The organism is uncultured Haliea sp. (assembly GCF_963973825.1).
GTDB lineage: Bacteria > Pseudomonadota > Gammaproteobacteria > Pseudomonadales > Halieaceae > Haliea.
Genome location: NZ_CAXBAE010000007.1, coordinates 67,118 through 87,304, shown reverse-complemented (window position 1 = coordinate 87,304; position 20,187 = coordinate 67,118). Strand labels below are relative to the sequence as shown.

General features: G+C 63.3%; 19 protein-coding genes and 1 riboswitch. Of the genes, 10 read left to right on the top strand and 9 right to left on the bottom strand.

Going from position 1 to position 20,187, the window contains the following annotated elements:
* Nucleotides 1-9 precede the first annotated feature (9 nt).
* From lysA to AACZ17_RS09970, 5 genes are read left to right on the top strand one after another with little or no spacing between them, the layout of a single operon-like run.
* Entirely contained in the window at nt 10-1,260 is a 1,251-nt protein-coding gene (gene lysA, locus AACZ17_RS09990; RefSeq protein ID WP_290742360.1) for a diaminopimelate decarboxylase, read from the top strand.
* A 13-nt stretch (nt 1,261-1,273) separates the two neighbouring features.
* Entirely contained in the window at nt 1,274-2,104 is an 831-nt protein-coding gene (dapF, locus tag AACZ17_RS09985; RefSeq protein ID WP_290742363.1) for a diaminopimelate epimerase, read from the top strand.
* Between the two features lie 37 nt (nt 2,105-2,141).
* Nucleotides 2,142-2,846, top strand: coding sequence for a DUF484 family protein (locus tag AACZ17_RS09980; RefSeq protein WP_290742366.1), 705 nt, complete (start codon nt 2,142-2,144; stop codon nt 2,844-2,846).
* The gene (xerC, locus tag AACZ17_RS09975) at nt 2,846-3,757 is read left to right on the top strand and encodes a tyrosine recombinase XerC (protein WP_290742369.1); all 912 of its coding nucleotides are present in this window, start codon (nt 2,846-2,848) and stop codon (nt 3,755-3,757) included. Before AACZ17_RS09980 ends, xerC begins: the two co-directional genes overlap by 1 nt.
* 4 nt (nt 3,758-3,761) lie before the next feature.
* Nucleotides 3,762-4,472, top strand: coding sequence for an HAD family hydrolase (locus tag AACZ17_RS09970; protein ID WP_290742372.1), 711 nt, complete (start codon nt 3,762-3,764; stop codon nt 4,470-4,472).
* Nucleotides 4,473-4,498: 26 nt separating this feature from the next.
* Here AACZ17_RS09970 and AACZ17_RS09965 read toward each other — a convergent pair whose 3' ends face one another.
* From AACZ17_RS09965 to AACZ17_RS09930, 8 genes are all read right to left on the bottom strand, one after another.
* Nucleotides 4,499-4,837 (bottom strand): P-II family nitrogen regulator, encoded by a 339-nt coding sequence (locus AACZ17_RS09965; protein ID WP_290742375.1) that lies wholly within the window; start codon nt 4,835-4,837, stop codon nt 4,499-4,501.
* A 67-nt stretch (nt 4,838-4,904) separates the two neighbouring features.
* A complete protein-coding gene (gene atzF, locus AACZ17_RS09960) occupies nt 4,905-6,719 on the bottom strand; it encodes an allophanate hydrolase (RefSeq protein ID WP_290742378.1) in 1,815 nt (604 codons plus the stop codon).
* Nucleotides 6,716-10,339 carry an urea carboxylase gene (gene uca / locus AACZ17_RS09955; protein WP_290742381.1) on the bottom strand — a complete coding sequence of 1,208 codons (3,624 nt, stop codon included), beginning with the start codon at nt 10,337-10,339 and terminating at the stop codon, nt 6,716-6,718. The genes atzF and uca overlap by 4 nt, the downstream gene beginning before the upstream one ends.
* Nucleotides 10,340-10,411: 72 nt before the next feature.
* Nucleotides 10,412-11,053, bottom strand: a complete 642-nt coding sequence (locus AACZ17_RS09950) for an urea amidolyase associated protein UAAP2 (RefSeq protein WP_290742384.1) — start codon at nt 11,051-11,053, stop codon at nt 10,412-10,414.
* A 10-nt stretch (nt 11,054-11,063) separates the two neighbouring features.
* Nucleotides 11,064-11,780, bottom strand: a complete 717-nt coding sequence (locus tag AACZ17_RS09945) for an urea amidolyase associated protein UAAP1 (protein WP_290742387.1) — start codon at nt 11,778-11,780, stop codon at nt 11,064-11,066.
* Between the two features lie 4 nt (nt 11,781-11,784).
* Nucleotides 11,785-12,561, bottom strand: coding sequence for an ABC transporter ATP-binding protein (locus tag AACZ17_RS09940; RefSeq protein ID WP_290742390.1), 777 nt, complete (start codon nt 12,559-12,561; stop codon nt 11,785-11,787).
* On the bottom strand, nt 12,561-13,379 hold the full coding sequence (locus AACZ17_RS09935) for an ABC transporter permease subunit (RefSeq protein WP_290742393.1): 819 nt from the start codon (nt 13,377-13,379) through the stop codon (nt 12,561-12,563). Before AACZ17_RS09935 ends, AACZ17_RS09940 begins: the two co-directional genes overlap by 1 nt.
* A gap of 59 nt (nt 13,380-13,438) precedes the next feature.
* On the bottom strand, nt 13,439-14,479 hold the full coding sequence (locus AACZ17_RS09930) for a putative urea ABC transporter substrate-binding protein (RefSeq protein ID WP_290742396.1): 1,041 nt from the start codon (nt 14,477-14,479) through the stop codon (nt 13,439-13,441).
* A 63-nt stretch (nt 14,480-14,542) separates the two neighbouring features.
* A riboswitch (guanidine-I (ykkC/yxkD leader) is annotated at nt 14,543-14,646 on the bottom strand.
* A 400-nt stretch (nt 14,647-15,046) separates the two neighbouring features.
* Here AACZ17_RS09930 and AACZ17_RS09925 point away from each other — a divergent pair.
* The 5 genes from AACZ17_RS09925 (at nt 15,047) to AACZ17_RS09905 (ending at nt 19,580) form a co-directional block, all read left to right on the top strand.
* The gene (locus AACZ17_RS09925) at nt 15,047-15,919 is read left to right on the top strand and encodes a sugar phosphate isomerase/epimerase (protein ID WP_290742398.1); all 873 of its coding nucleotides are present in this window, start codon (nt 15,047-15,049) and stop codon (nt 15,917-15,919) included.
* Entirely contained in the window at nt 15,912-16,925 is a 1,014-nt protein-coding gene (locus AACZ17_RS09920) for a fatty acid desaturase (protein ID WP_290742401.1), read from the top strand. Before AACZ17_RS09925 ends, AACZ17_RS09920 begins: the two co-directional genes overlap by 8 nt.
* 72 nt (nt 16,926-16,997) lie before the next feature.
* Nucleotides 16,998-17,735: an ABC transporter permease gene (locus AACZ17_RS09915; RefSeq protein WP_290742404.1), complete on the top strand. Its 738-nt coding sequence runs from the start codon at nt 16,998-17,000 to the stop codon at nt 17,733-17,735.
* Nucleotides 17,736-17,763: 28 nt separating this feature from the next.
* On the top strand, nt 17,764-18,789 hold the full coding sequence (locus tag AACZ17_RS09910; protein WP_290742407.1) for an ABC transporter substrate-binding protein: 1,026 nt from the start codon (nt 17,764-17,766) through the stop codon (nt 18,787-18,789).
* On the top strand, nt 18,786-19,580 hold the full coding sequence (locus AACZ17_RS09905) for an ABC transporter ATP-binding protein (protein ID WP_290742410.1): 795 nt from the start codon (nt 18,786-18,788) through the stop codon (nt 19,578-19,580). Before AACZ17_RS09910 ends, AACZ17_RS09905 begins: the two co-directional genes overlap by 4 nt.
* Here the strand turns inward: AACZ17_RS09905 and AACZ17_RS09900 are convergent.
* Complete coding sequence (locus AACZ17_RS09900) at nt 19,563-20,174, bottom strand: TetR family transcriptional regulator (protein ID WP_290742413.1); 612 nt, start codon at nt 20,172-20,174, stop codon at nt 19,563-19,565. The two genes, AACZ17_RS09905 and AACZ17_RS09900, sit on opposite strands and share 18 nt — an antisense overlap.
* Nucleotides 20,175-20,187: the final 13 nt, after the last annotated feature.

The window sequence follows — 20,187 nt, the reverse complement described above, 5'->3', positions numbered from 1 at the left end:
CACAGAACCATGAGTTTCTTCGAGTTTCGCGCCGGCACCCTGTACGCCGAAGAGGTCGCCGCTGACGCCATAGCCCAGCACCACGGCACGCCCTGCTATGTGTATTCACGGGCCGCCCTGGAAACAGCCCTGCGCGCCTACCAGGGCGCGCTTGCCGACTGGCCGCACCTGATCTGCTACGCCGTCAAAGCCAACTCCAACCTCGCCGTCCTCGATGTGCTGGCCCGCCTCGGTGCGGGCTTTGACATTGTTTCCGTGGGCGAACTGGAGCGGGTGATTGCCGCCGGCGGAGATCCCGCGAAGACCGTATTTTCCGGCGTGGCAAAGACCGCCGCAGAAATGGCCAGGGCTCTGGAGCTGGGCATTCACTGTTTTAACGTTGAATCGGCGGCGGAGCTGGATGTGCTCAACCGCGTCGCCGGACAGATGGGCAGGCAGGCACCGGTGTCGATCCGGGTAAACCCCGATGTGGATGCGCGCACCCACCCCTACATCTCCACCGGTCTGCGGGAAAACAAGTTCGGCCTCGGCGTCGACGAAGCCCTGCCGCTGTACCGGCGCGCCGTCGCGCTGCCGCATATCGATGTGCAGGGGCTGGACTGCCACATCGGCTCACAGCTGACGGAGCTGAGCCCTTTCATTGACGCCCTGCGGCGCCTGTTGCTGCTGGTCGACACACTGGCGGACGAGGGTATTGCCATCCGCCATCTCGACCTCGGTGGCGGCCTCGGCGTGCGCTACCGCGACGAACAGCCCCCCGCCATCGCCGACTACATCGCTGCCATCCGCCGGGAGCTGGGCGAACGCCGGCTGCCCCTGGTGTTCGAGCCCGGCCGCTCCATCGCTGCCAACGCCGGTGTTCTGCTCACCCGGGTGGAATACCTGAAGCAGACACCGGAACACAATTTTGCGCTGGTAGACGCCGGCATGAACGACATGATCCGTCCCGCACTGTACCAGGCGTGGCTGGATATACAGCCCAGTCACGCTGCGGCCGACGGCATCAACGCCACCTGGGACATCGTCGGCCCGGTGTGCGAAACCGGCGACTTCCTCGGCAAGCAACGCACACTGTGCCTGCGGGAGGGCAGCCTGCTGGCCATGTTCGGCGCCGGCGCCTACGGCTTCAGCATGAGTTCCAACTACAACACCCGGCCACGCGCCGCGGAAATCATGGTGGATGGTGACGCGATGCATGTCGTCGGCGCCCGTGAAACCCTTGACGACCTGTTGCGGCGGGAACGCCGTCTGCCCGACTGAGGAGCACCCGCCGATGCTGCTCAAATTCACCAAAATGCACGGTGCAGGGAACGATTTCGTCGTCATCGATTTGATAACCCAGCGCTTTCGCCCCTGCACAGAGGACATCAAGCGCCTCGCCGACCGGCACTTCGGTATCGGCTGTGACCAGGTCCTGCTGGTGGAAACGCCGGACAGTCCGGAGGTGGACTTTCGCTATCGCATTTTCAATGCGGATGGCAGTGAAGTGGAGAATTGCGGCAACGGCGCACGCTGCTTCGCCCGCTTCGTGCGTGACAAGCACCTGACCGGCAAGCGCGTGATCCGCGTGCAGACCGCCGGTGGCGTGCTCGAACTGCGCCTGCGTGACAAGCAGCGGGTGGAAGTCGACATGGGCGCGCCGGTCTTTGAGCCAGCGCGTATTCCACTGCTGGCCGATCACGAGGCACCGAGCTACACCCTGCAGGTGGCGGACCAGCAGCTGGACATCGGCGCGCTGTCGATGGGCAATCCGCACGCGGTGCTGCGTGTGGAAGACGTTGACAGCGCCCCCGTTGCCACACTGGGTCCGGCAATCGAACACCACCCCAGCTTCCCGAAACGCACCAACGCCGGTTTCATGCAGGTGCTCTCGGCAGGGGAAATTCGCCTGCGTGTTCACGAGCGCGGGGCCGGGGAGACCCTGGCCTGCGGTACAGGTGCCTGCGCGGCAGCCGTGTACGGCATGATGCGCGGCTGGTTGCAGGACACCGTGACAGTTCACCTGCCCGGCGGTAAGCTTGAGATTCGCTGGCCCGGCCCCGGCAACCCGGTGACCATGACGGGTCCGACCGCCGTCGTGTTCGAGGGCAGTATCAGAATATGACGCCGGCGCCGCGCGCCGGAAATGTGGAGCACAGACCATGTCAGCCAGAAATGAACAGGCAGTCGCTGCCGAGAGCGCAGCATTGACCGACGACACCGTTCGCGAGTACCTCAAGAACCACAGCGATTTCCTGCAGCGCCACCCTGACATGCTGGATTTTCTACACGTGAACCACGCCTCCGGGAGTGCCGTGTCCCTGGTAGAAAAGCAGGTGAGCGTGCTGCGCGAACGCAATACCGAAATGCGCCAGCGGCTCAACGCCCTCACGGCGAATGCGCGCAGCAACGACAAGCTATACGAGCAAACCCGGCACCTGGTGCTCGCCATGCTGGACGCCGACTCCGTCCCGGCACTGTGCGCCGCCTTCCAGCGCGCCATGCAGGCGGATTTCGGTGTTGAACACGCAAGCATCATCCTGTTCGGTGATGCGACCGCGGCGGATGGTTTACGTGTGGTGCCGGCGGAAAGCGCCCAGTCAGCCATCGGCGCCCTGCTGCGCGGACGCAAAGCCGTCTGCGGCCCACTGCGCCGGGAGGAGCTCGACTTCCTGTTCGAGAACGCCGGCAGCGTGGGATCTGCAGCAGTCATGCCACTTGCCGGAACAGAGGACCTGGGGGTCATCGCGGTGGGCAGTTCCGATGCGCATCACTATACGAGCACCATGGGCACGCTGTTCCTGCAGCATATTGCCGAGGTGATGGTGCGCCTGCTGCCCCGCCTGCAAGCACCGGCACAGGCGTGATGCCGGAGGCCACGCCGCTGCAGGTCGCCTCTGAGGCCTTTATCCGCTACCTGCGCGACGTGCGCCAGTTGTCGCCACACACGGTCAGCAACTACCAGCGCGACCTCGCCGGCCTCCAGCGTTTCTGCGCGGATCGTGGTCGCAGCGATCCGGCCCGGTTGCACGAGTCCGACATACGTGCCTGGGTAAGCCAGCTGCGCCGCCAGGGCCTCGCCAGCAGCAGCATCCAGCGTGCATTGTCGGCGCTGCGCTCCTTCTTCAATTATCTCGGTCGGGAACAGGGTCATACGCGTAACCCGGCCGCCGCGGTACAGGCGCCGCGGCAGCCCAGGCGCCTGCCGCGAGCGCTGGATACCGATCAGGTAAACCGCTACCTGCAATTCAGCGGCGATGACCTGACGGCGCGCCGGGACAGCGCCATGGCGGAGCTCTTCTATTCCTCAGGCCTGCGACTGGCGGAGCTGGCCGCTATCAATCTCGGCGACATAGACCGCCATGAGCAGTTGCTCACCGTCACCGGCAAGGGCCGCAAAACACGCACCGTACCGGTGGGCGCGGTGGCACTGGCGGCACTGGATCGCTGGCTGGAAGTGCGCCCCGCAAGCACCGACCCCGCACTGTTCCTCAGCCGTCGCGGAACGCGCGCCAGCGCGCGCACGATCCAGGATCGGCTGCGCCTGCAAGGCCGGCGGGCAGGCATGTACCAGGACGTACATCCACACATGCTGCGCCACTCGTTTGCCAGCCATATGCTGGAATCCAGCGGCGACCTGCGCGCGGTGCAGGAGTTGCTGGGGCACGCGAACATTGCCACCACCCAGATCTACACCCACCTCGACTTCCAGCATCTGGCCAAGGTCTACGACGCAGCGCATCCGCGTGCCCGGCGCCGCAAGCCCGGCGAGGAATGAGCGCATGCCGCTGCGGGTGATCACCTTCGACCTGGACAACACGCTGTGGGACGTGGAGCCTGCCCTGTTGCGTGCGGAGCAGGCACAGCGGGACTGGCTGCTGCAGCATCGCCCCGGAAGCATCGAGCACCACGACCACGACAGCCTGTGGGAATTCAAGAAGCGGGTCTGGAAGCAGCATCCGGAACTGGTGCATCACGTCAGTCAGATGCGCATACGCACACTGTTTGAGCTGCAGCGCGCGGCGGGCTTCAGCGTCGCAGAGAGCGAGGCCGGCGCCCGCGCGGCGTTCGCCGCCTTTCTGGAAGAGCGGCACAAGGTCGAGCTCTACGCGGAGGCGCTGGACGTGCTGCAGACGCTGGCCAAAACCTACCGACTGGGTGCGCTGACCAACGGCAACGCCGACATCTACAAGACCGATGCGGCGGAATACTTCGATTTTGCCTTTCTGGCAGAAGAGATCGGTGCCAGCAAGCCTGCGCCGGACATGTTTCACGCCGCACTGGCGGCGACCGGTGCCGCCGCGGAAGAGATTGTGCATGTGGGCGACAACCCCGAACACGACATACTCGGGGCACAGCGGGTGGGCCTGCGCACTGTCTGGGTGAACCTGGCAGGTGACGCCTGGCAGCCTGAGAGCTATCGCGCCGACGAGGAGGTCACGGCGCTGCGCGACCTGCCCGCGGCCATCGCCCGCCTCAACGGCAAGCCTTGACAGGAAGAACCCCGGGGGACTCGGGTTTAGATCGCGTTTTCGCCCGTCTCGCCGGTGCGAATACGGATGACCTGTTCCATCTCGGTGACAAAGATCTTGCCGTCTCCGATCTTGCCGGTATTGGCTGCCTGAATGATGGCATCAATGGTCGAAGCCAGCTGGGACTCACCGACGGCGATCTCCAGTTTCAGCTTGGGCAGGAAGTCCACCACGTACTCGGCGCCCCGGTACAGCTCGGTGTGGCCGCGCTGACGACCAAAGCCCTTGACCTCTGTCACAGTAATCCCCTGAACACCTATTTCCGCCAGTGCGGCACGGACGTCGTCCATCTTGAACGGTTTGATGATGGCAGTGACCAGTTTCATGCAGGCATCTCCGAATTTCAGCGAAGCCCGCAGTATACGCCATAGAATCGCCGGTGGGCACAGCCCCTCATGCCATTCCGCTGCCCTGCAACCAACGCCGCCAGCCACCGTGGTGCGTGATGTCCTCCGCTGCCGTCAATACACCCTGCGGTTCGCAGATGAAACCACTGACCCAGCTGCCGTCCGCCAGCTCCACTTTGCCGATCCCCAGCGGTGCGGGGATGCCGGCAACGAAGCTCCCCAGTTCGGCAGTCGGGATGGACCACACCTCCACCTCGATGTCGCGCCCCTGCGCTTCGTCACGCACCATGCCCGGGCGCAGGGGAGGCCCCCCGGCCAGCAGGTAGAGTCGGTAGCAGGCGGCGCTCTGCGTGCGGGTCAGCAGGGTGGCGCCGCGCTCACGGAGCTGCCAGTTCAGGGGCAGGCCATCGAGATGCGCACCGCAGACCGCAATCTTCGTGTGCGTCGTGTCAGCCACTGCCGGCGCCCTGCTGCCGCTCGCGGCCACCTGCAGGGCACCCAGTGGCAACGGCAGCAGGGCACGCAGGCGATTGGCCATCGACAGCAATGCGCGGTCACTGAAAGCGCTGCCTGCCAGGGTCACACCAAAGGGGCGCCCGCCCGGCGTAAAGGCCGTGGGCACCGCCACCGCTGCCATGTCCAGCAGGTTCATGAAATTGGTGTAATAGCCGAGTTGGGCGTTGTACAGCACCGGCTCGGCGAGCAGGTCGGCAATACTGAACAGACGTCCCGCCGTGGGTGTGAGCAGGCAGTCGAGGCCCGCCAGCGCCGCCTCGCACTGCTGGCGCAGGGCCGCCAGCCGGTACTGGGCCTGGAACAGTGCCGTTGCTTGCAGCGTCTCACCCTGTGCCACGATACGCCGAACCACCGGATGGATGGCTTCGGGGTTCGCGGCGAGCATGGATTCACAGGCGATGTAACGCTCCGCCACCCAGGGGCCGTCATACAGCAGACGCGCCGCCTGGTCGAAAGGCGTGTAGTCCACCGGCACCAGTTCCACCCCCGCGTCAGCCAGCGCTGCCAGGGTATGCCGGTAGGCCGCTGCATAGTCACTGTCACCAAAGAATTTCAGATGCTCTTCGCCGAGCACGCCCATTTTCAGCGGCCCCGTGCGCAGTCCGTAGTGGCGTGCGCTATTGGCGAAGACGTTGCGGCGGCTGAAGGCATCCTCCTGGTCGAACCCTTCCGCGCAGCTCAACACCCGGTCTGCGTCATCGGTATCCAGCGCAAACAGGCTGATGCAATCCAGGCTGCGGCAGGCGGGCACCAGGCCGCGGGAGGACAGGAGGCCGCGGGTGGGCTTCACGCCCACCAGGTTATTGAAGCAGGCCGGCACGCGGCCCGAGCCCGCCGTGTCAGTGCCGAGACTGAAACTCGCGAGACCCAGCGCCACAGCCACTGCCGAGCCTGAGCTGGAGCCGCCGGAGATGTATTCCGGGTCGAAGGCATTGTGACAGGCGCCGTAGGGCGAGCGGGTGCCGTTGAGCCCGGTCGCGAACTGGTCCAGATTGGTCTTGCCCACCGGAATCGCACCCGCATCCAGCAGTTGCTGCACCACCCGTGCAGACTGCGACGGCGTGTAGGCGAACTCGGGACAGCCCGCCGTGGTGGGAATACCGGCGAGGTCGATATTGTCCTTGATGGCGAAGGGCACGCCCCACAGTGGGTGGGTCGCCGGGTCGCGATCGGCGAGAGCCTCCAGCCAGCCTGCCTGCTCTTGCGCACTGAGCACATGAATCCAGATATTGTGCCCGGCATACTCGCCGGCACGCTGGCGAATGTTCTCCATCACGGACGCCGGCGTCAGTTCACCGTCCGCGTAGGCCGCCTGTAATCCCGCGATGGTCATAGTGTGGCTCATGATGCAGCTCCTGCGCTGTTCTTCGAGTCCTCAAGCACCACCAGTGCCTGCCCCGCGGCGACGCGACCGCCGGCGGTCGGCAACACCTGGGTGACCGTGCCATCGCAGGGGGCAGATACGGCAATCTCCATCTTCATCGATTCCAGCACCAGCAGCGCATCGCCGCGGCCCACGGTATCCCCCACCTGCACGCGCAGCTGCCAGACACTGCCGGAAACGGGGCTGTCCACGACGGTGGCGCTGTCGGGCCAGCTCTGCTCTTCCACAGCCGGGGGCTGCTCTTCTTCAGCGAAGTTGAACTGCCCGCTGGCGTGCCACTGCGCCAGCTCTGCCGCGAAGGCCTGTTGACGGCGGCTACGGAAGTCGTCGATGGCCCCTGCATGGTCGGCCAGCAGCTGCTCGTAGTCGGCCAGTGAGAACTGGCTCTGCTCAATGGTCAGCGGATAGCGCCCCTGCGGGAAGTCACGACGGATTTGCTGCAGCTCGTCGTGACTGACTTCATAAAAGCGAATCTGGTCGAAGAAACGCAGCAGCCAGGGCTCCTCGAAGGCGTCGGTACGTCGATAGCGGTTCCACATCTGCAGGGTGCGCCCGACGAACTGGTAGCCTCCCGGGCCCTCCATGCCATACACGCAGAGATAGGAACCCCCGATACCCACGGAGTTTTCTGCCGTCCAGGTGCGCGCGGGATTGTACTTGGTGGTGACCAGGCGGTGCCGGGGGTCTACCGGCGTAGCCACCGGCGCCCCGAGATAGACATCACCCAGCCCCATCACCAGGTACGCGGCCTCAAATACAATGCGCTTGACGGCCTCGATGTCTTCGAGCCCGTTGATGCGGCGAATGAATTCCAGGTTACTCGGGCACCAGGGGGCATTCTTTCGCACGGACTGCGTGTATTTTTCGATGGCGAGCCGGCAGGCCTCATCATCCCAGGACAGCGGCAGGTGCACGATGCGTGAGGGCACGCTGAGTTGCGCCAGTTGCGTGGCCAGCTCGCGCTCGCCGCGCTCGAGGTGCGCAAGCAGGGCATCGTGGCCCAGCACCTGGCTGTCGTAGTGAATCTGCAGCGAGCGGATCCCCGGGATCAACTCGCGCAGCCCCGGCAGCGAGTATTGCTGCAACCACTGCATGAGTGCATGGGCCCGGAAGCGCAGCCGAATATCGAGTTCCTGCTCGCCGTACTCGACCAGCAGAAAGTGGTCTCCCGCGCTGCGGCAGACAATCTCGTCACCGAAGGTCTCCGCGGGGAAGCGCGCCAGCACCGGCGACAGCGGTGCCGCCGGCTGCCACTCACAGGCAACCGGTGCAAGCGCGGCAATGGCCTCACTCTGGGCGGCCTCGAGCGCCACCGCCTGGGGCAGCGACACAGGCACAAAGCGCAGCGTGTCGCCAGCCCGCAGCTGCCCGAGCTTCCACAGATCCGCGGTAATCACCGTCGCCGGGCACACGAACCCTCCCAGTGAGGGGCCATCCGGGCCGAGAATAACGGGCATATCACCGGTGAAATCCACCGTGCCGAAGGCGTAGCCATTGTCGTGAATGTTGGAGGGGTGCAGGCCTGCCTCACCACCGTCGGCACGGGCCCACTGCGGTTTCGGGCCAATCAGGCGCACACCCGTGCGGCTGGAGTTGTAGTGAACCTCCCAGTCGGTGGCAAAGAATGTGGCGATGTCGTCATCCGTGAAGAAATCAGGGGCGCCGTGGGGGCCGTAAATTACCCTCAGCTGCCACTGCCGGTGGATGTCGGGCTGCAGTGCAGTGGGAAGCCGCTGCGCTGCCGCGGGGAGCGCAGGCTCCTCACTCAGGTGCAGCACGTCACCGGCCCTCAGCGCACGGCCGTTGTGGCCGCCGAACTGGCCGAGTGTGAAGGTGGAGCGCGAACCGAGATACGCCGGGCACTGAAAACCGCCGCGTACCGCGAGGTACGCGCGCGCCCCGGCTTCACGCACCCGTCCCAGTTGCAGTGTCTGGCCCGCGCGCACGGCAACCACCTCCCACGGAAAGACGGGTTGCTCATCGAGGGTGGCCTCGATCGCCGCGCCGGCAATCACCATTTGCGTATCGACAGCGAAGCGCAACAGCGGGCCCTGCAGGGTAATCTCCAGAGCGCTGGCATCGGCCTCGTTGTTCAGCAGGCGGTTCGCGAGGCGGAACGAGTAGCTGTCGAAAGGGCCGGAAGGCGGCACGCCAACATCCCAGTGCCCCTGCCGACCCGGGTAGTCCTGCAGTGTGGTCTGTGTTCCGCCCTGCAGCACATCAACCCGCGCCGGGCGATGACTGAAGCGGTTCAGGTAGCGGGTGGTCACCTGTCCCTGCAGCAGCGTGGCATCGCGGCTCAGGGCCCGCAGGTAACCGAGATTGGTCTCACTGCCGTAGAGTTCGATCTCGTCGAGGGTGCGCTGCAGCTTCTGCAGTGCCGCGCTGCGGTCGGCGGCGTGCACAATCACCTTGGCCAGCATTGGATCAAAGAAGGGAGGCACCTCAACGCCGGACTCAATCCAGTGGTCAATGCGCACCCCGTCGCCGGAGGGAAAACTGACGTGGCTCAGCAGGCCCGCGCAGGGCTGAAAGTCCAGCGACGGGTCCTCGGCGTAGACGCGCACCTGCACGGCGTGACCCCGTGGCCGCAGGGCGACGCGCTCGGCATCCAGGTCGGGAGCAGTGCCGGCAGCAATGCGCAGCATCCATTCCACCAGGTCTACGCCATACACTTCTTCCGTCACGCCGTGCTCAACCTGCAGCCGCGTATTGACCTCGAGAAAATAAAACGCTGCCGTGTCGGCATCGTAGATGAACTCCACGGTGCCGGCGTTGCGGTAGCCTATGCTCGACAACAGGCGTTCAGCGGTACTGTGCAGAGCGGTACGGGTCGCGTCCTCCAGATTGGGGGCGGGGCATTCTTCAACCACTTTCTGGTTGCGTCGCTGGCTTGAACAGTCACGCTCCCCGAGCGCCAGCGCCCTGCCCTGGCCGTCTCCCACCACCTGCACTTCAATGTGCCGGGCACGGCCGATGAATTTCTCCAGGAACACGCTGTCGTCAGCGAAGTTGTTGGCGCCCAGCCGACGCACAGAATCAAACGCACCGGCCAGCTCTGCTGCATCGTGGCAAAGCTGCATGCCTATGCCGCCACCGCCAGCCGTGCTCTTCAGCATCACCGGATAGCCAATACGCAGCGCCTCTGCTTCCGCCGCCGCCAGCGTGTCGAGCAACCCGGAACCCGGCAACAGTGGAACACCCGCGGCCTCCGCCAGGTCCCGGGCCCGGTGCTTGAGCCCAAAGGCCTGCATCTGCTCAGGTGTCGGCCCGATAAAGGCGATGCCCGCCGCTTCGCAGCGCCTGACGAATTCAGCGTTTTCGCTGAGAAAACCGTAGCCCGGATGAATGGCCTGCGCGCCGCTCTCGCGCGCCACCTCGAGAATGCGCTCCATGTTGAGGTAGGTCTCGGCGGCACCCCCCTCCCCCAGGCAGAAAGCCTGGTCCGCCTGTCGCACATGCAGGCTGTCGGCATCGCAGTCTGCATATACCGCCACAGAGCGGATATCCATTCGACGCAGGGTGCGCAGGATGCGGGTGGCGATCGCCCCCCTGTTGGCTACAAGTACAGTGTCAAACATCGTCAAACCTGGCGCGGGTCGTCCCGTCTCATCGTTGCCGGCTATGGTCGTCCACAGCCGGGGTTATCTGATTCAGCGATCCCAGACCAACACCTCAACCGGCGTTGGATTAAAACCATTGCAGGGATTGTTCAGTTGGGGGCAATTGGAAATCAGCACCAGCACATCCATCAGCGCCGTCAATTCGACATATTTGCCCGGCGCGGAAATACCGTCCTCAAAGGTCAGGCCGCCCTCCGCGGTGACTGGCACGTTCATGAAAAAGTTGATGTTGTGGCCGATATCACGCTTGTGCAGGCCATACTCGGGGTGTTCGGCAATCGCCAGCATCCAGCTGTCGCGACAGGAGTGCATGCAGCGTTTCTCAAGGTCGTAGCGCACCGTATTGCTCTCACTGGCGCAGGCGCCGCCCAGGGTGTCGTGACGACCACAGGTGTCCGCGACAATTTCCAGCATGGGACGGTTGCGGCTGGAACGCAGTATGGACCCCGCGCTCAGGTACACATTGCCCTGTTCGCGCAGGGTATCGGTCGCGCTGTAGCGCTCGGCGCTGTCCTCTGCGTTGAAGAACAGGGTATCAGCGGCCTGATTGCCCTCGAGATCCAGAATACGCAGTGTCTGGCCCGCGTTCAGCCGACCCAGGTAATAGTCGCCGGCGGGCACGGTGGTGCGGGAATGCGCCTCATCGGGGCGCCGTACACTTTCAGTCAACATGGTGGACTCCTCAGCCTCCCAGGTGATACAGCAGGTTGTTGTGGAAGCCGCGCCGGTTCTCATCGCAATGATTCAGGCAGATGTCGTCCTCAGCCACCGGAGCCGCCTTGCCCAGTGCGATATGCACGGGGCTACGCGGATAGGACGGCGCGCGATGCAGTGGATGGGGGCAGGCGTGGAGCAGTACCAGCGTGTCCATCTCAAAGCGCAGGGTGACGTGGCTGCCGGCCGCGCTATGCCCCTCCACCCGACGCAGATTCCCGTCCTCGTCGGTGGAAACACGGCTGAACCAGTTGATATTGGCGGCCATATCCGCCGCACCGAGCCCATACTTGGCGAGTTCGACAAGAAACGCATCGTGGCCATTCTGGTGCCAGTCGTTGCGATCGCCCTGGTAATCGCGGCCGCCCCACTGTTGCGCGACATGTTCGGCACGGGAATTGCCGCATACCGTCTCATGCCACCCCAGGGAGTCCTCCACAATGGAGGCAAAAATGCGGCCCATATCCGAATACAGGCAATGCCCCCGGGTGAGCTTGAAGGTGTGCTGGCATTTAAGCGTGTCGGGTGCGTTGTAGCGCTCCTGCAGGTTTTCGGGGTTGTAAAACAGCATCCCCAGATTGGCGTCGCCGCGGCTGTCGGTAAGCCGCATTGCTGTCCCCCTGCGCAGGCGCAGTGACCAGTGGCCACCGGGAGCGATTTCGGTTTCATACTCGCAAGCGTTCATGATGTCATTCCGTTTCTGTTGCCGTGCGCGCCAGGTCGCGATCAATGTCAGACAGGGTGTCCCGGTCAATCTTGCCTACCGGCAAGTCGTAGGTGATGGTCGCGCCATAGGCGTCGGGTGCCTGGGGATCGTGTCGTGTCTTGTCGAATACCCAGAGCCGGGTACCCAGGTAGAAACCCTCCTTGAGATCGTGGGTGACCATGAACACCGTGAGCCGGTACTGGCGCCAGAGGCGCAGCACGAGGTCGTGCATGTCGGCCCGGATACCGGGGTCCAGGGCACCGAACGGCTCGTCGAGAAGGAGAATACCGGGGCGGCCAAGCAGCGCCTGGGCGATGGCGAGACGCTGGCGCATGCCACCGGAGAGCTCGGCGGGATACTGCCCCTGCGCGTGGGACAGACCCACTTCCTCGAGCAGGGCCAGGGCCTCCTCCCGCGCCGCGCGGCGCGCGCTGCCAAACAGTGCGCCGGTAAGATTGCGGCGGGAGAAACCGCGAGCAGCCATCACGTTCTGCAAAACCGTCATATGCGGGAACACGGAGTACTGCTGGAACACGATGCCCCGGTCCGGGCCCGGTTCGCCGGGTACGGGCTTGCCGTGCAGCAGTAACTCACCGCTGCTGACGGGCTCGGTGCCCAGCAGCATGTTCAGGAAGGTGCTTTTACCGCATCCCGAGGTGCCCACCAGGGTGATGAACTCTCCTTCCTCAACCCGCAGGTTGACGCGCTCCAGCACCACTTTGTCACCGTACTTCTTCCACAGATTGCGCGCTTCAATCATCAGTGGGCCCCCTGGTGATGCCACGGAAACAGGCGACGGCTGAGGGCTGCCAGCAGCGCATCAATCACAAACGCCAGCAGGGTGATCCAGGCTACATAGGGCAGGATAACGTCCATCGCCATGTAGCGGCGCACCAGAAAGATGCGATAGCCCAGGCCCTCGGTCGCGGCAATCGCTTCGGCGGCAATGAGAAACAGCCAGCCGGCGCCCAGCGAAAGACGCACTGCGTCGACCAGTCGCGGCATCAGCTGCGGTAACAGCACCCGGCAGATGATCTGACTGGTATTCGCTCCCAGAGTTTGCGCCTTGACCAGCTGCTCCGAGGGTATCTCCTGCGTGCGCCGCTGTATGTCGCGGGCAATGAACGGTGTGATGCCAATGGCGATCAAGGCCACCTTCGACAATTCACCCAGACCAAACACGATGAACAGGACGGGAAGAATCGCCAGCGGGGGAATCAGCGACACCACGGTCAGCAGGGGACTCGCCGTCGCTGCCACCAGCGGCAGGGCACCGGTGAACAATCCCAGTGCAAGGCCGATCACCGCCGCGATCACCACCCCCAGCCCAAGCCGGGTAAGGCTGCTCAGCGTGTCCTCCCAGAGCAGGTAGTCACCGCTGCGCTTGCTCGGCTCGAAGGCCATGCGCTGTATGGCATCGCCGATCTGCGCGAAGCTGGGCAGCAGTTTGTCTGCGGGGTTTTCCGCCAATCGGGCATCCGAAGCCAGCATGTACAGCAGCACCAGTGCCACAAAAGGCAACAGGGTAAGCAGCACGCGCAGCATCGGCGCAGGTGTCTGGTTAATCAGGCGTTTCATGATCAATCCTTGATGGGGTGGAGCACGGGAGAGCAACGCTCCCGTGCCCTGCCGTGGGCCTAGAGTTCGCCGTCCAGGGCCATTTGCATGTAGGTCGGATCAAAACGCAGCTTGATGTTATTGCTATCACCGTAGACGCCCGCGGGTGTCTCCACACCGATGAACGTGGCACCAGGCGCGCCCTCACCCAGCAAGCCGTGTTTGTGCGAGAACTCCGCCACCGTCTGCATGGTGGCCTTCACCTGCTCGCTGTTGGTCAGGGCCAGCGCTTCCGCCGGGGTGTAGAACATTTCGGTGCTGGCCAGTTGCGACTCAAAACCTGCAAGGTCGGTACCGGACAGTTCCGCCAGGAAGGTCTTGGCGGCGGTCGCGCGCTCATCGCCACCGTTCATGTGTGCCATGATTTCGTACCACGCCCCGGTCAGCGCCTTGCCCAGCGCCGGGTAGGCCGCCAGCGTCTCGGTGTTGATGATCAACAGGTCGATCACCTCGCCGGGGATCTGGGAGGAGTCGAATACGAGGTGGCTGTCTGGCATGGCGGCCACTTCACTCAACAGGGGATTCCAGGTCGCGACTGCCGTCACACCGGGTGTCGCATAGACCGCCACCATATCGGCGTCCGAGGTGTTCACCACCTGGACATCGCGCTCGGTAAGACCCACGCTTTCCAGGCCGCGGGCCAGCAGATAGTGGGACACGCTTAGCTCGACCAGATTCACGGTCTGCCCCTTGATGTCCGCCATTGAGTCCTTGCCTTTGAGCACGATACCGTCATTGCCGTTGGAAAAGTCGCCGACGATCAGCGCCGTGCTGTCCACACCGCCCGCCGCCGGAATGGTCAGCGCATCCATGTTCGTCATGGTGCAGGCATCGAACTCGCCCATGCTGTACTGGTTGATGGATTCGATGTAGTCGTTGATCTGCACCACTTCGATATTGATGCCGTATTTGTCGGCCCACTTCTTCACGATGCCCTGTTCGGCACCGTAGGCCCAGGGTACCCAGCCGACGTAGATCGACCAGCAGATCTTGAAGCTGTCGCGGGCCGATGCCGTTGACGACAACATCACAAGGAGCAGGAATAGGGTAAATCGCTTCATGGTGTACCTCTCAGTCGGGTTGGGTCGGTTGATCACAGAGTACCCCCGGCATTTCGCCTTCAGTTCTCCCGGGCTTTTATCCCGCCGTGTAACCCTTCACCGAAAGGTCGAGTGCTCTCGGACCAGTCACCACCGGTACAGTGGTCGGAACCCTAGCGCTCTATTGGTTTTCATGTCACGTCATGTCAGGAGTACGGACAGGTAAGGCAAAGCAGGAACCATGCCAGAACCGTCAATCCCGCCGACAGCGGCCACACTGCGACCCTGAGCGCGGTACGCTGCACCGGAAAATGCACCAAATGCATGCCCTGCGCCATTCTGGTGCATCGCGCCAGGGCGCCCGGGCTGGCGGACGGAGTGACCCCGAACGCCGCTCGCCGCCACCGCCGCGACCTGCACCAAAAAGGACGCGGGATGCACACCTCGCGGTGCATCGCCCCGCGACACACCCGAGTCAATCTTTACCGATCCGGTATTTTTTATTATTTTTCAATAGGTTGTGATTATACATACATCTTGGCATGGAAGTTGCTCCTCGGTATAGAGCACGCTATCCAGGATCAGATCATGCAATTACGCACCTTTAAAACCCTGTGGGGCCACACAGGCAGCATCGACCAGGGCGCCCTGCTCGCCCGCACTGCAGGGTGTGCCGGCTTAGAGGCGCCGGCAATACACAGCGCGCCCGGGCACCTCGAGCAACTCGCCAGTGCGCTGCAGACACATGAGCTGGAGTGGATCCAGGAAATCTGCACCGCGGGCTCCTACGTTCCCCGGCGAGACGCCAGCGTCAGCGAACACCTCGAGGACCTGGAGGCACAGATTGTGCTGGGCAAACCTCTCGCGCCACGCTTTATCAACGTGATGGGCGGCTGCGATGCCTGGCCCGTTCAGGACAGCGTGGACTTCTTCAGGGCGGCCATGGATATCGCCGACCGGCACGATGTGCTCTGCTCCTTCGAGACACACCGTGGACGCAGCTTCTATTGCCCCTGGAACACTGTGGCGATTCTGCAGGCGCTGCCGGCACTGAAAATCACCTGTGACTTCAGCCATTGGGTGGTCGTCTGCGAACGCCTGATGGACAGTGAGTGGGACGCCGTCACCCTGGCCGCGCAACACGCACACCACATTCACGGGCGCATCGGTTATGACCAGGGGCCCCAGGTGCCCCACCCCGGCGCACCCGAGTATGCCGACGCACTGGCCAGTCACCAGCGCTGCTGGGAGGCCATCTGGCAGGCGCAGCAGGCGCGGGGCTACAGCGAAACAACACTGACGCCGGAATTCGGGCCCGATGGCTATCTGCACCACCTGCCGTTTACCAACGCCCCCATCGCAGACCTCTGGGAACTCAACCGCTGGATTGGCGCCGAGGAGCAAAGGCACTTCGCGCGCTGGTCGCATGCCAACGCCACCAAGGAGGCCCGTCATGCGTGACGCTCTCAAACTGCGCGACCCCGCGGGCGCGCACTACACGCTGCTGGTGCTCGCCTATATTGCACTGACCTATACAGGCGGCTGGGCGGCGCTGTTCCAGCCCAGTGCGGCGGTCAACGCGCTGGGCGTTGTCGTGCTGGCACACAGCATGCTGATCGCCGCCTACCTGCTGCACGATTGCGGACACAACGCGGTGTTCATGTCGGCGAAGACCAACGCGGCACTGGGCAAGGTTCTCAACTGGATAACCGGCAGCTGCTACGGGCGCTTTGAGGATATCCGCTACAAGCACATGCGCCACCATGTCGACAACTACGACCCCGTGGTGTGGGACTACCGCAGCTTCCTGAAACGCCACCCCGGCCTCGCGAGGCTGGTGCATGCCGCGGAATGGGCCTACATACCCGCCGTTGAAATCATGATGCACACCATGCTGGTCCTCGCACCCTGGGTGATCGAGTCCAAACGCGCTCAACGCGGTCGTGTGCTGCGCGTATTGCTGGTTCGTGGTGCACTGCTCGGGCTGGTACTGTTCATCAGCCCCGTTGCCTTCCTGCTGTACGCGCTGGCGCAGCTGTTGCTGCTCACTGCCCTGCGCTTCATGGATTGCTACCAGCACAACTACGAGGTGATCTTTAATCTCGACGACCCGGATACAGTGTTTCCCCACAAGGGTGATGCCAAGTACGAACAGCGCAACACCTACAGCAACCTCCTGTCACACCGCTTTCCCGCCATCAACCTGCTGGTGCTCAATTTCTGCTATCACAATGCACACCACGAGAAGCCCACGCTGGGCTGGTACCGCCTGCCAGAGCTGCATCGCAGCATGCAGCCCGACGTCGAGGCACAGACACTGGGTTTTGTGCCGCAGGCGCGTGCCTTTCACAAACACCGGGTGGCACGCATTTACGCTGAAGAATACGGCGCCGATGAGGTAAAGACCTCACTCAACGAGGGGCGCGCGGTCGGTGTCGACGCGCTCAGCTTCCTGACGGCGTTCTAGATCGCGATGCATCAGGCCAACCCGCTATTCAGTTCCGCCCGCAGAGTCGCTGCCGTCGCCGGCTCCCGAACTGTGCTGGGCATTCTGGGCTGGGCGCTGTTCATCGGCGGCTGGTGGCTTGCCGCGCATGCCGAGATCGCGCCACCGCGCCTGTTTCCCGGGCCGGAAAAAGTGTTTACCAGTTTGTATGAATTACTGGTGGAGAAGGATTTTGCCAGCGATATCTGGGCGAGCGTGAAGCGCATTCTGCTCAGTTTCGGCATCGCCGTGGCGATTGCCCTGCCGCTGGGTCTGCTGATGGGCGCCTACCGTCCCATCGATCGCGTACTGGGCCCGGTAGCCAGCGCCTTCCGCTACCTGCCGGCACCGGCGTTCATCCCACTGTTACTGATGTGGCTGGGCACCGGGGACGAGCAGAAAATCGCCCTGTTGGTGATCGGCGTGCTGTTTTTCCTCATCATCATGCTCGCCGACGTTACCCGCCAGGTGCCCAGGGTATACATCGAAACCGCCCGCACCCTCGGCCTGCGCGCGCCCCAGATTCTGCTTTCGGTCACGTTCAGGGCCAGCCTGCCAGGCTATCTGGATGTGCTGCGACAGATGCTGGCGGTGAGCTGGACGTATCTGGTAATCGCCGAAATCGTCGCCGCCACCGATGGCATTGGCGCCATGATGATGCGCGCCAAGCGCTTTGTGCATATTGACGACATCATGGCCGGCATTCTGGTCATCGGCCTGCTCGGCCTGCTTTTTGACGCACTGTTCAAACTGCTGCATCGCACTGCGTTTCGTTACCTCGAGTCCCACTAGCAGCACTCAACCGCAAAGGAGCACCACTATGCGCTATATTCGATCCGGTATTGCCATCCTGGCCCTGGCCCTGGGGTCGGCCACCCAGGCCGCTGACCCCGTGAAACTCTCACTCTTTTCCTGGCCCGGCTACGGGTTCTGGTTTATCGCCAAGGAGAAGGGCCTGACCGAGGGGTTGGAGCTCGACATCAGCATCATCGAGGATCCCTACCAGAGCTTCGCCCTGATGACGGCGGGGGAACTCCACGCCACCTCAAGCACCGCGGAGTATGGTCCCATTGCGGCCGACAAGGACGTTGGCATCAAGCTGGTGACCTACACCAATCCGTCCTACGGCACGGATAAAATCATCCTCGCACCCGGCATCACCAGCGCGGAGCAGCTCAAAGGCCAGACAGTCGCAGTGCTGGAGGGTGGCCTGACACAGATCTTCATGGCTGAATGGCTCACCGACAACGGCGTGGGAATCAATGAAGTCACCTTCACCAACCTGATCATGGACGATGCCGTGGGCGCGATGGTGGGCGGCACCGCGGCCGCCGCGGAATTCTGGGAACCCTTTGGCTCCCAGGTGCTTGAAGCCATGCCAGGCGCCACGGTGGCAGCAGACTCCACCGAGGAAAAGTACATCACCACGGCGCTGCTGGGCGACGCCCTCTACATGAGCACGGCCTTCCTGGAGCAGCGGCCTGAAGACGCGGCCAAACTCACCCGGGCCTACTTCAACGCCGTGGATTTCTGGAAGACAAACACCGCGGAAGCCAACCAGATCATCGCAGATGGCCTGCAGTTCACGGTGGCGGACGTCGAGCAGGTGCTGGGCAGCACGGGCGACATTCTCAAGGGCGGTATCTTCGTCTTCGACCGCGACCAGGCCGCGATCTTCATGGGCCTGAAAGACGGTGAACTGCCCCTCGGAATTGCCGCCGACGGCATGCAGAACCACTGGGATATCACCACGGACTGGTGGTTGAAGTTTGGCTTCATCGACAAGGCCATGCCGATGGCGGCCGGGGTCGACACGACGCCGCTGGCGGCAGCGCTGAACAAATGACCGCAGGCACACACAGCGGACTTACCGTCTCGGGCGTCAGCAAGCGTTTTCTGCTGCGCTCGGGACAAACCCTGACCGCGCTGGACAACATCAACTTCGAACTGCCAAAAACCGGGGTCGGGGTGTTACTGGGACCGTCCGGTTGCGGTAAATCCACCTTGCTGCGGATTATTGCCGGCCTGGAGACACAGGATGAAGGCGACATCACCGTGGATGGCAGCACCGTCCTCGGGCCCGGTATAGACCGCGGCATGGTCTTCCAGAACTACAGCTCCTTTCCCTGGCTGACCGTAGAGGAAAACGTCGCGTTCGGCCTGAAAGCCCGGGGCGAGGCGCTCAGCCTGCGCGAGGGGGTGGTTCCGTATTTCATCAAGGCAGTCAAGCTGGATGGCTTCGAACGCGCCTACCCCCACCAGCTCTCGGGCGGCATGCAGCAACGCGTCGCCATCGCCCGCAGCCTGGCCAGTAATCCGTCACTGCTGTTGATGGATGAACCCTTCGGCGCACTGGACCCGGAAACACGCTGGCAGATGCAGAGCCTGCTGTTGGAAATTGTCCATCAGGAACGTACCACTGTGCTGATGGTGTCCCACGACATCGAGGAAGCGCTGTATCTGGGTGACGTGGTGTTTTTTATGGGCACGCGGCCCGGGCGCCTGCTGGAGACCATCCGTCCCGGCCTGGAGAAGAGCAGCACCGATCGCGATGCCATACTGGATTTCGATGAATACCGCTTTCTTGAGCGAAAAATTCGGCAGATGATGCGTGCGCAGTCACTGGACTGTGCGTAGCAGGCGCAGAAACTCACCGACAAAGAAGTCGAGATTGTTATCCAGGTCGGTGATGCCGGAATCGAACAGCCAGCTCTGGGTCAGTCCCATCAGGTAAGCATACATGGACAGCGCCACCGTGCGGCTCGCAACACCTCCCTGAACGCCCTGCTCCCGACGGTAGCGCTCCACCCAGGCCGCAAAGGTCGCAATCAGGGAGGCCGTCAATGCGCGTTCGCGCGCCAGTGTTTTTGATACCGCCTCGGTAAACTCGGTCTTGTTGAGAAAGATCTCGAATGACTGCCGAAAATAATGATCATCCAACAGCATACGCAGCCACTGGCGAGAGAAGTCCGCTGCGGCCGCGAGCGGGTCGCTGGCCTCGTGGTGCAGCGCAACCAGCCGCTCCAGCGGCAGCTGTGAGTAGGCGAGGATTTCTTCAAACAACTCTTCTTTGCTGGCGAAATGCCAGTAGATGGGCCCGCGGGAGCACCCTGCCTCCTCCGCAATCAGTCGCAGGGTGGTGCCGCTGTAGCCTCGTTGGCCAAAGAGTTTGAGCGCCGCATCCACCAGGCTCTGCCGGGTTTTCGCTGCATCCTCCTTGGTTCGCCTCATGATCCGACCCGAG

Excerpts from the sequence above, each read along its gene's own strand:
- lysA (WP_290742360.1), top strand. The coding sequence starts at position 10 with ATGAGTTTCTTCGAGTTTCGCGCCGGCACCCTGTACGCCGAAGAGGTC.
- AACZ17_RS09925 (WP_290742398.1), top strand. The coding sequence starts at position 15,047 with ATGCAATTACGCACCTTTAAAACCCTGTGGGGCCACACAGGCAGCATC.
- AACZ17_RS09970 (WP_290742372.1), top strand. The coding sequence starts at position 3,762 with ATGCCGCTGCGGGTGATCACCTTCGACCTGGACAACACGCTGTGGGAC.
- AACZ17_RS09940 (WP_290742390.1), bottom strand. The coding sequence starts at position 12,561 with ATGATTGAAGCGCGCAATCTGTGGAAGAAGTACGGTGACAAAGTGGTG.
- AACZ17_RS09905 (WP_290742410.1), top strand. The coding sequence starts at position 18,786 with ATGACCGCAGGCACACACAGCGGACTTACCGTCTCGGGCGTCAGCAAG.
- xerC (WP_290742369.1), top strand. The coding sequence starts at position 2,846 with ATGCCGGAGGCCACGCCGCTGCAGGTCGCCTCTGAGGCCTTTATCCGC.
- AACZ17_RS09945 (WP_290742387.1), bottom strand. The coding sequence starts at position 11,780 with ATGAACGCTTGCGAGTATGAAACCGAAATCGCTCCCGGTGGCCACTGG.
- atzF (WP_290742378.1), bottom strand. The coding sequence starts at position 6,719 with ATGAGCCACACTATGACCATCGCGGGATTACAGGCGGCCTACGCGGAC.
- AACZ17_RS09910 (WP_290742407.1), top strand. The coding sequence starts at position 17,764 with ATGCGCTATATTCGATCCGGTATTGCCATCCTGGCCCTGGCCCTGGGG.
- dapF (WP_290742363.1), top strand. The coding sequence starts at position 1,274 with ATGCTGCTCAAATTCACCAAAATGCACGGTGCAGGGAACGATTTCGTC.
- AACZ17_RS09965 (WP_290742375.1), bottom strand. The coding sequence starts at position 4,837 with ATGAAACTGGTCACTGCCATCATCAAACCGTTCAAGATGGACGACGTC.
- AACZ17_RS09900 (WP_290742413.1), bottom strand. The coding sequence starts at position 20,174 with ATGAGGCGAACCAAGGAGGATGCAGCGAAAACCCGGCAGAGCCTGGTG.
- AACZ17_RS09980 (WP_290742366.1), top strand. The coding sequence starts at position 2,142 with ATGTCAGCCAGAAATGAACAGGCAGTCGCTGCCGAGAGCGCAGCATTG.
- AACZ17_RS09920 (WP_290742401.1), top strand. The coding sequence starts at position 15,912 with ATGCGTGACGCTCTCAAACTGCGCGACCCCGCGGGCGCGCACTACACG.
- AACZ17_RS09950 (WP_290742384.1), bottom strand. The coding sequence starts at position 11,053 with ATGTTGACTGAAAGTGTACGGCGCCCCGATGAGGCGCATTCCCGCACC.
- AACZ17_RS09935 (WP_290742393.1), bottom strand. The coding sequence starts at position 13,379 with ATGAAACGCCTGATTAACCAGACACCTGCGCCGATGCTGCGCGTGCTG.
- AACZ17_RS09930 (WP_290742396.1), bottom strand. The coding sequence starts at position 14,479 with ATGAAGCGATTTACCCTATTCCTGCTCCTTGTGATGTTGTCGTCAACG.
- uca (WP_290742381.1), bottom strand. The coding sequence starts at position 10,339 with ATGTTTGACACTGTACTTGTAGCCAACAGGGGGGCGATCGCCACCCGC.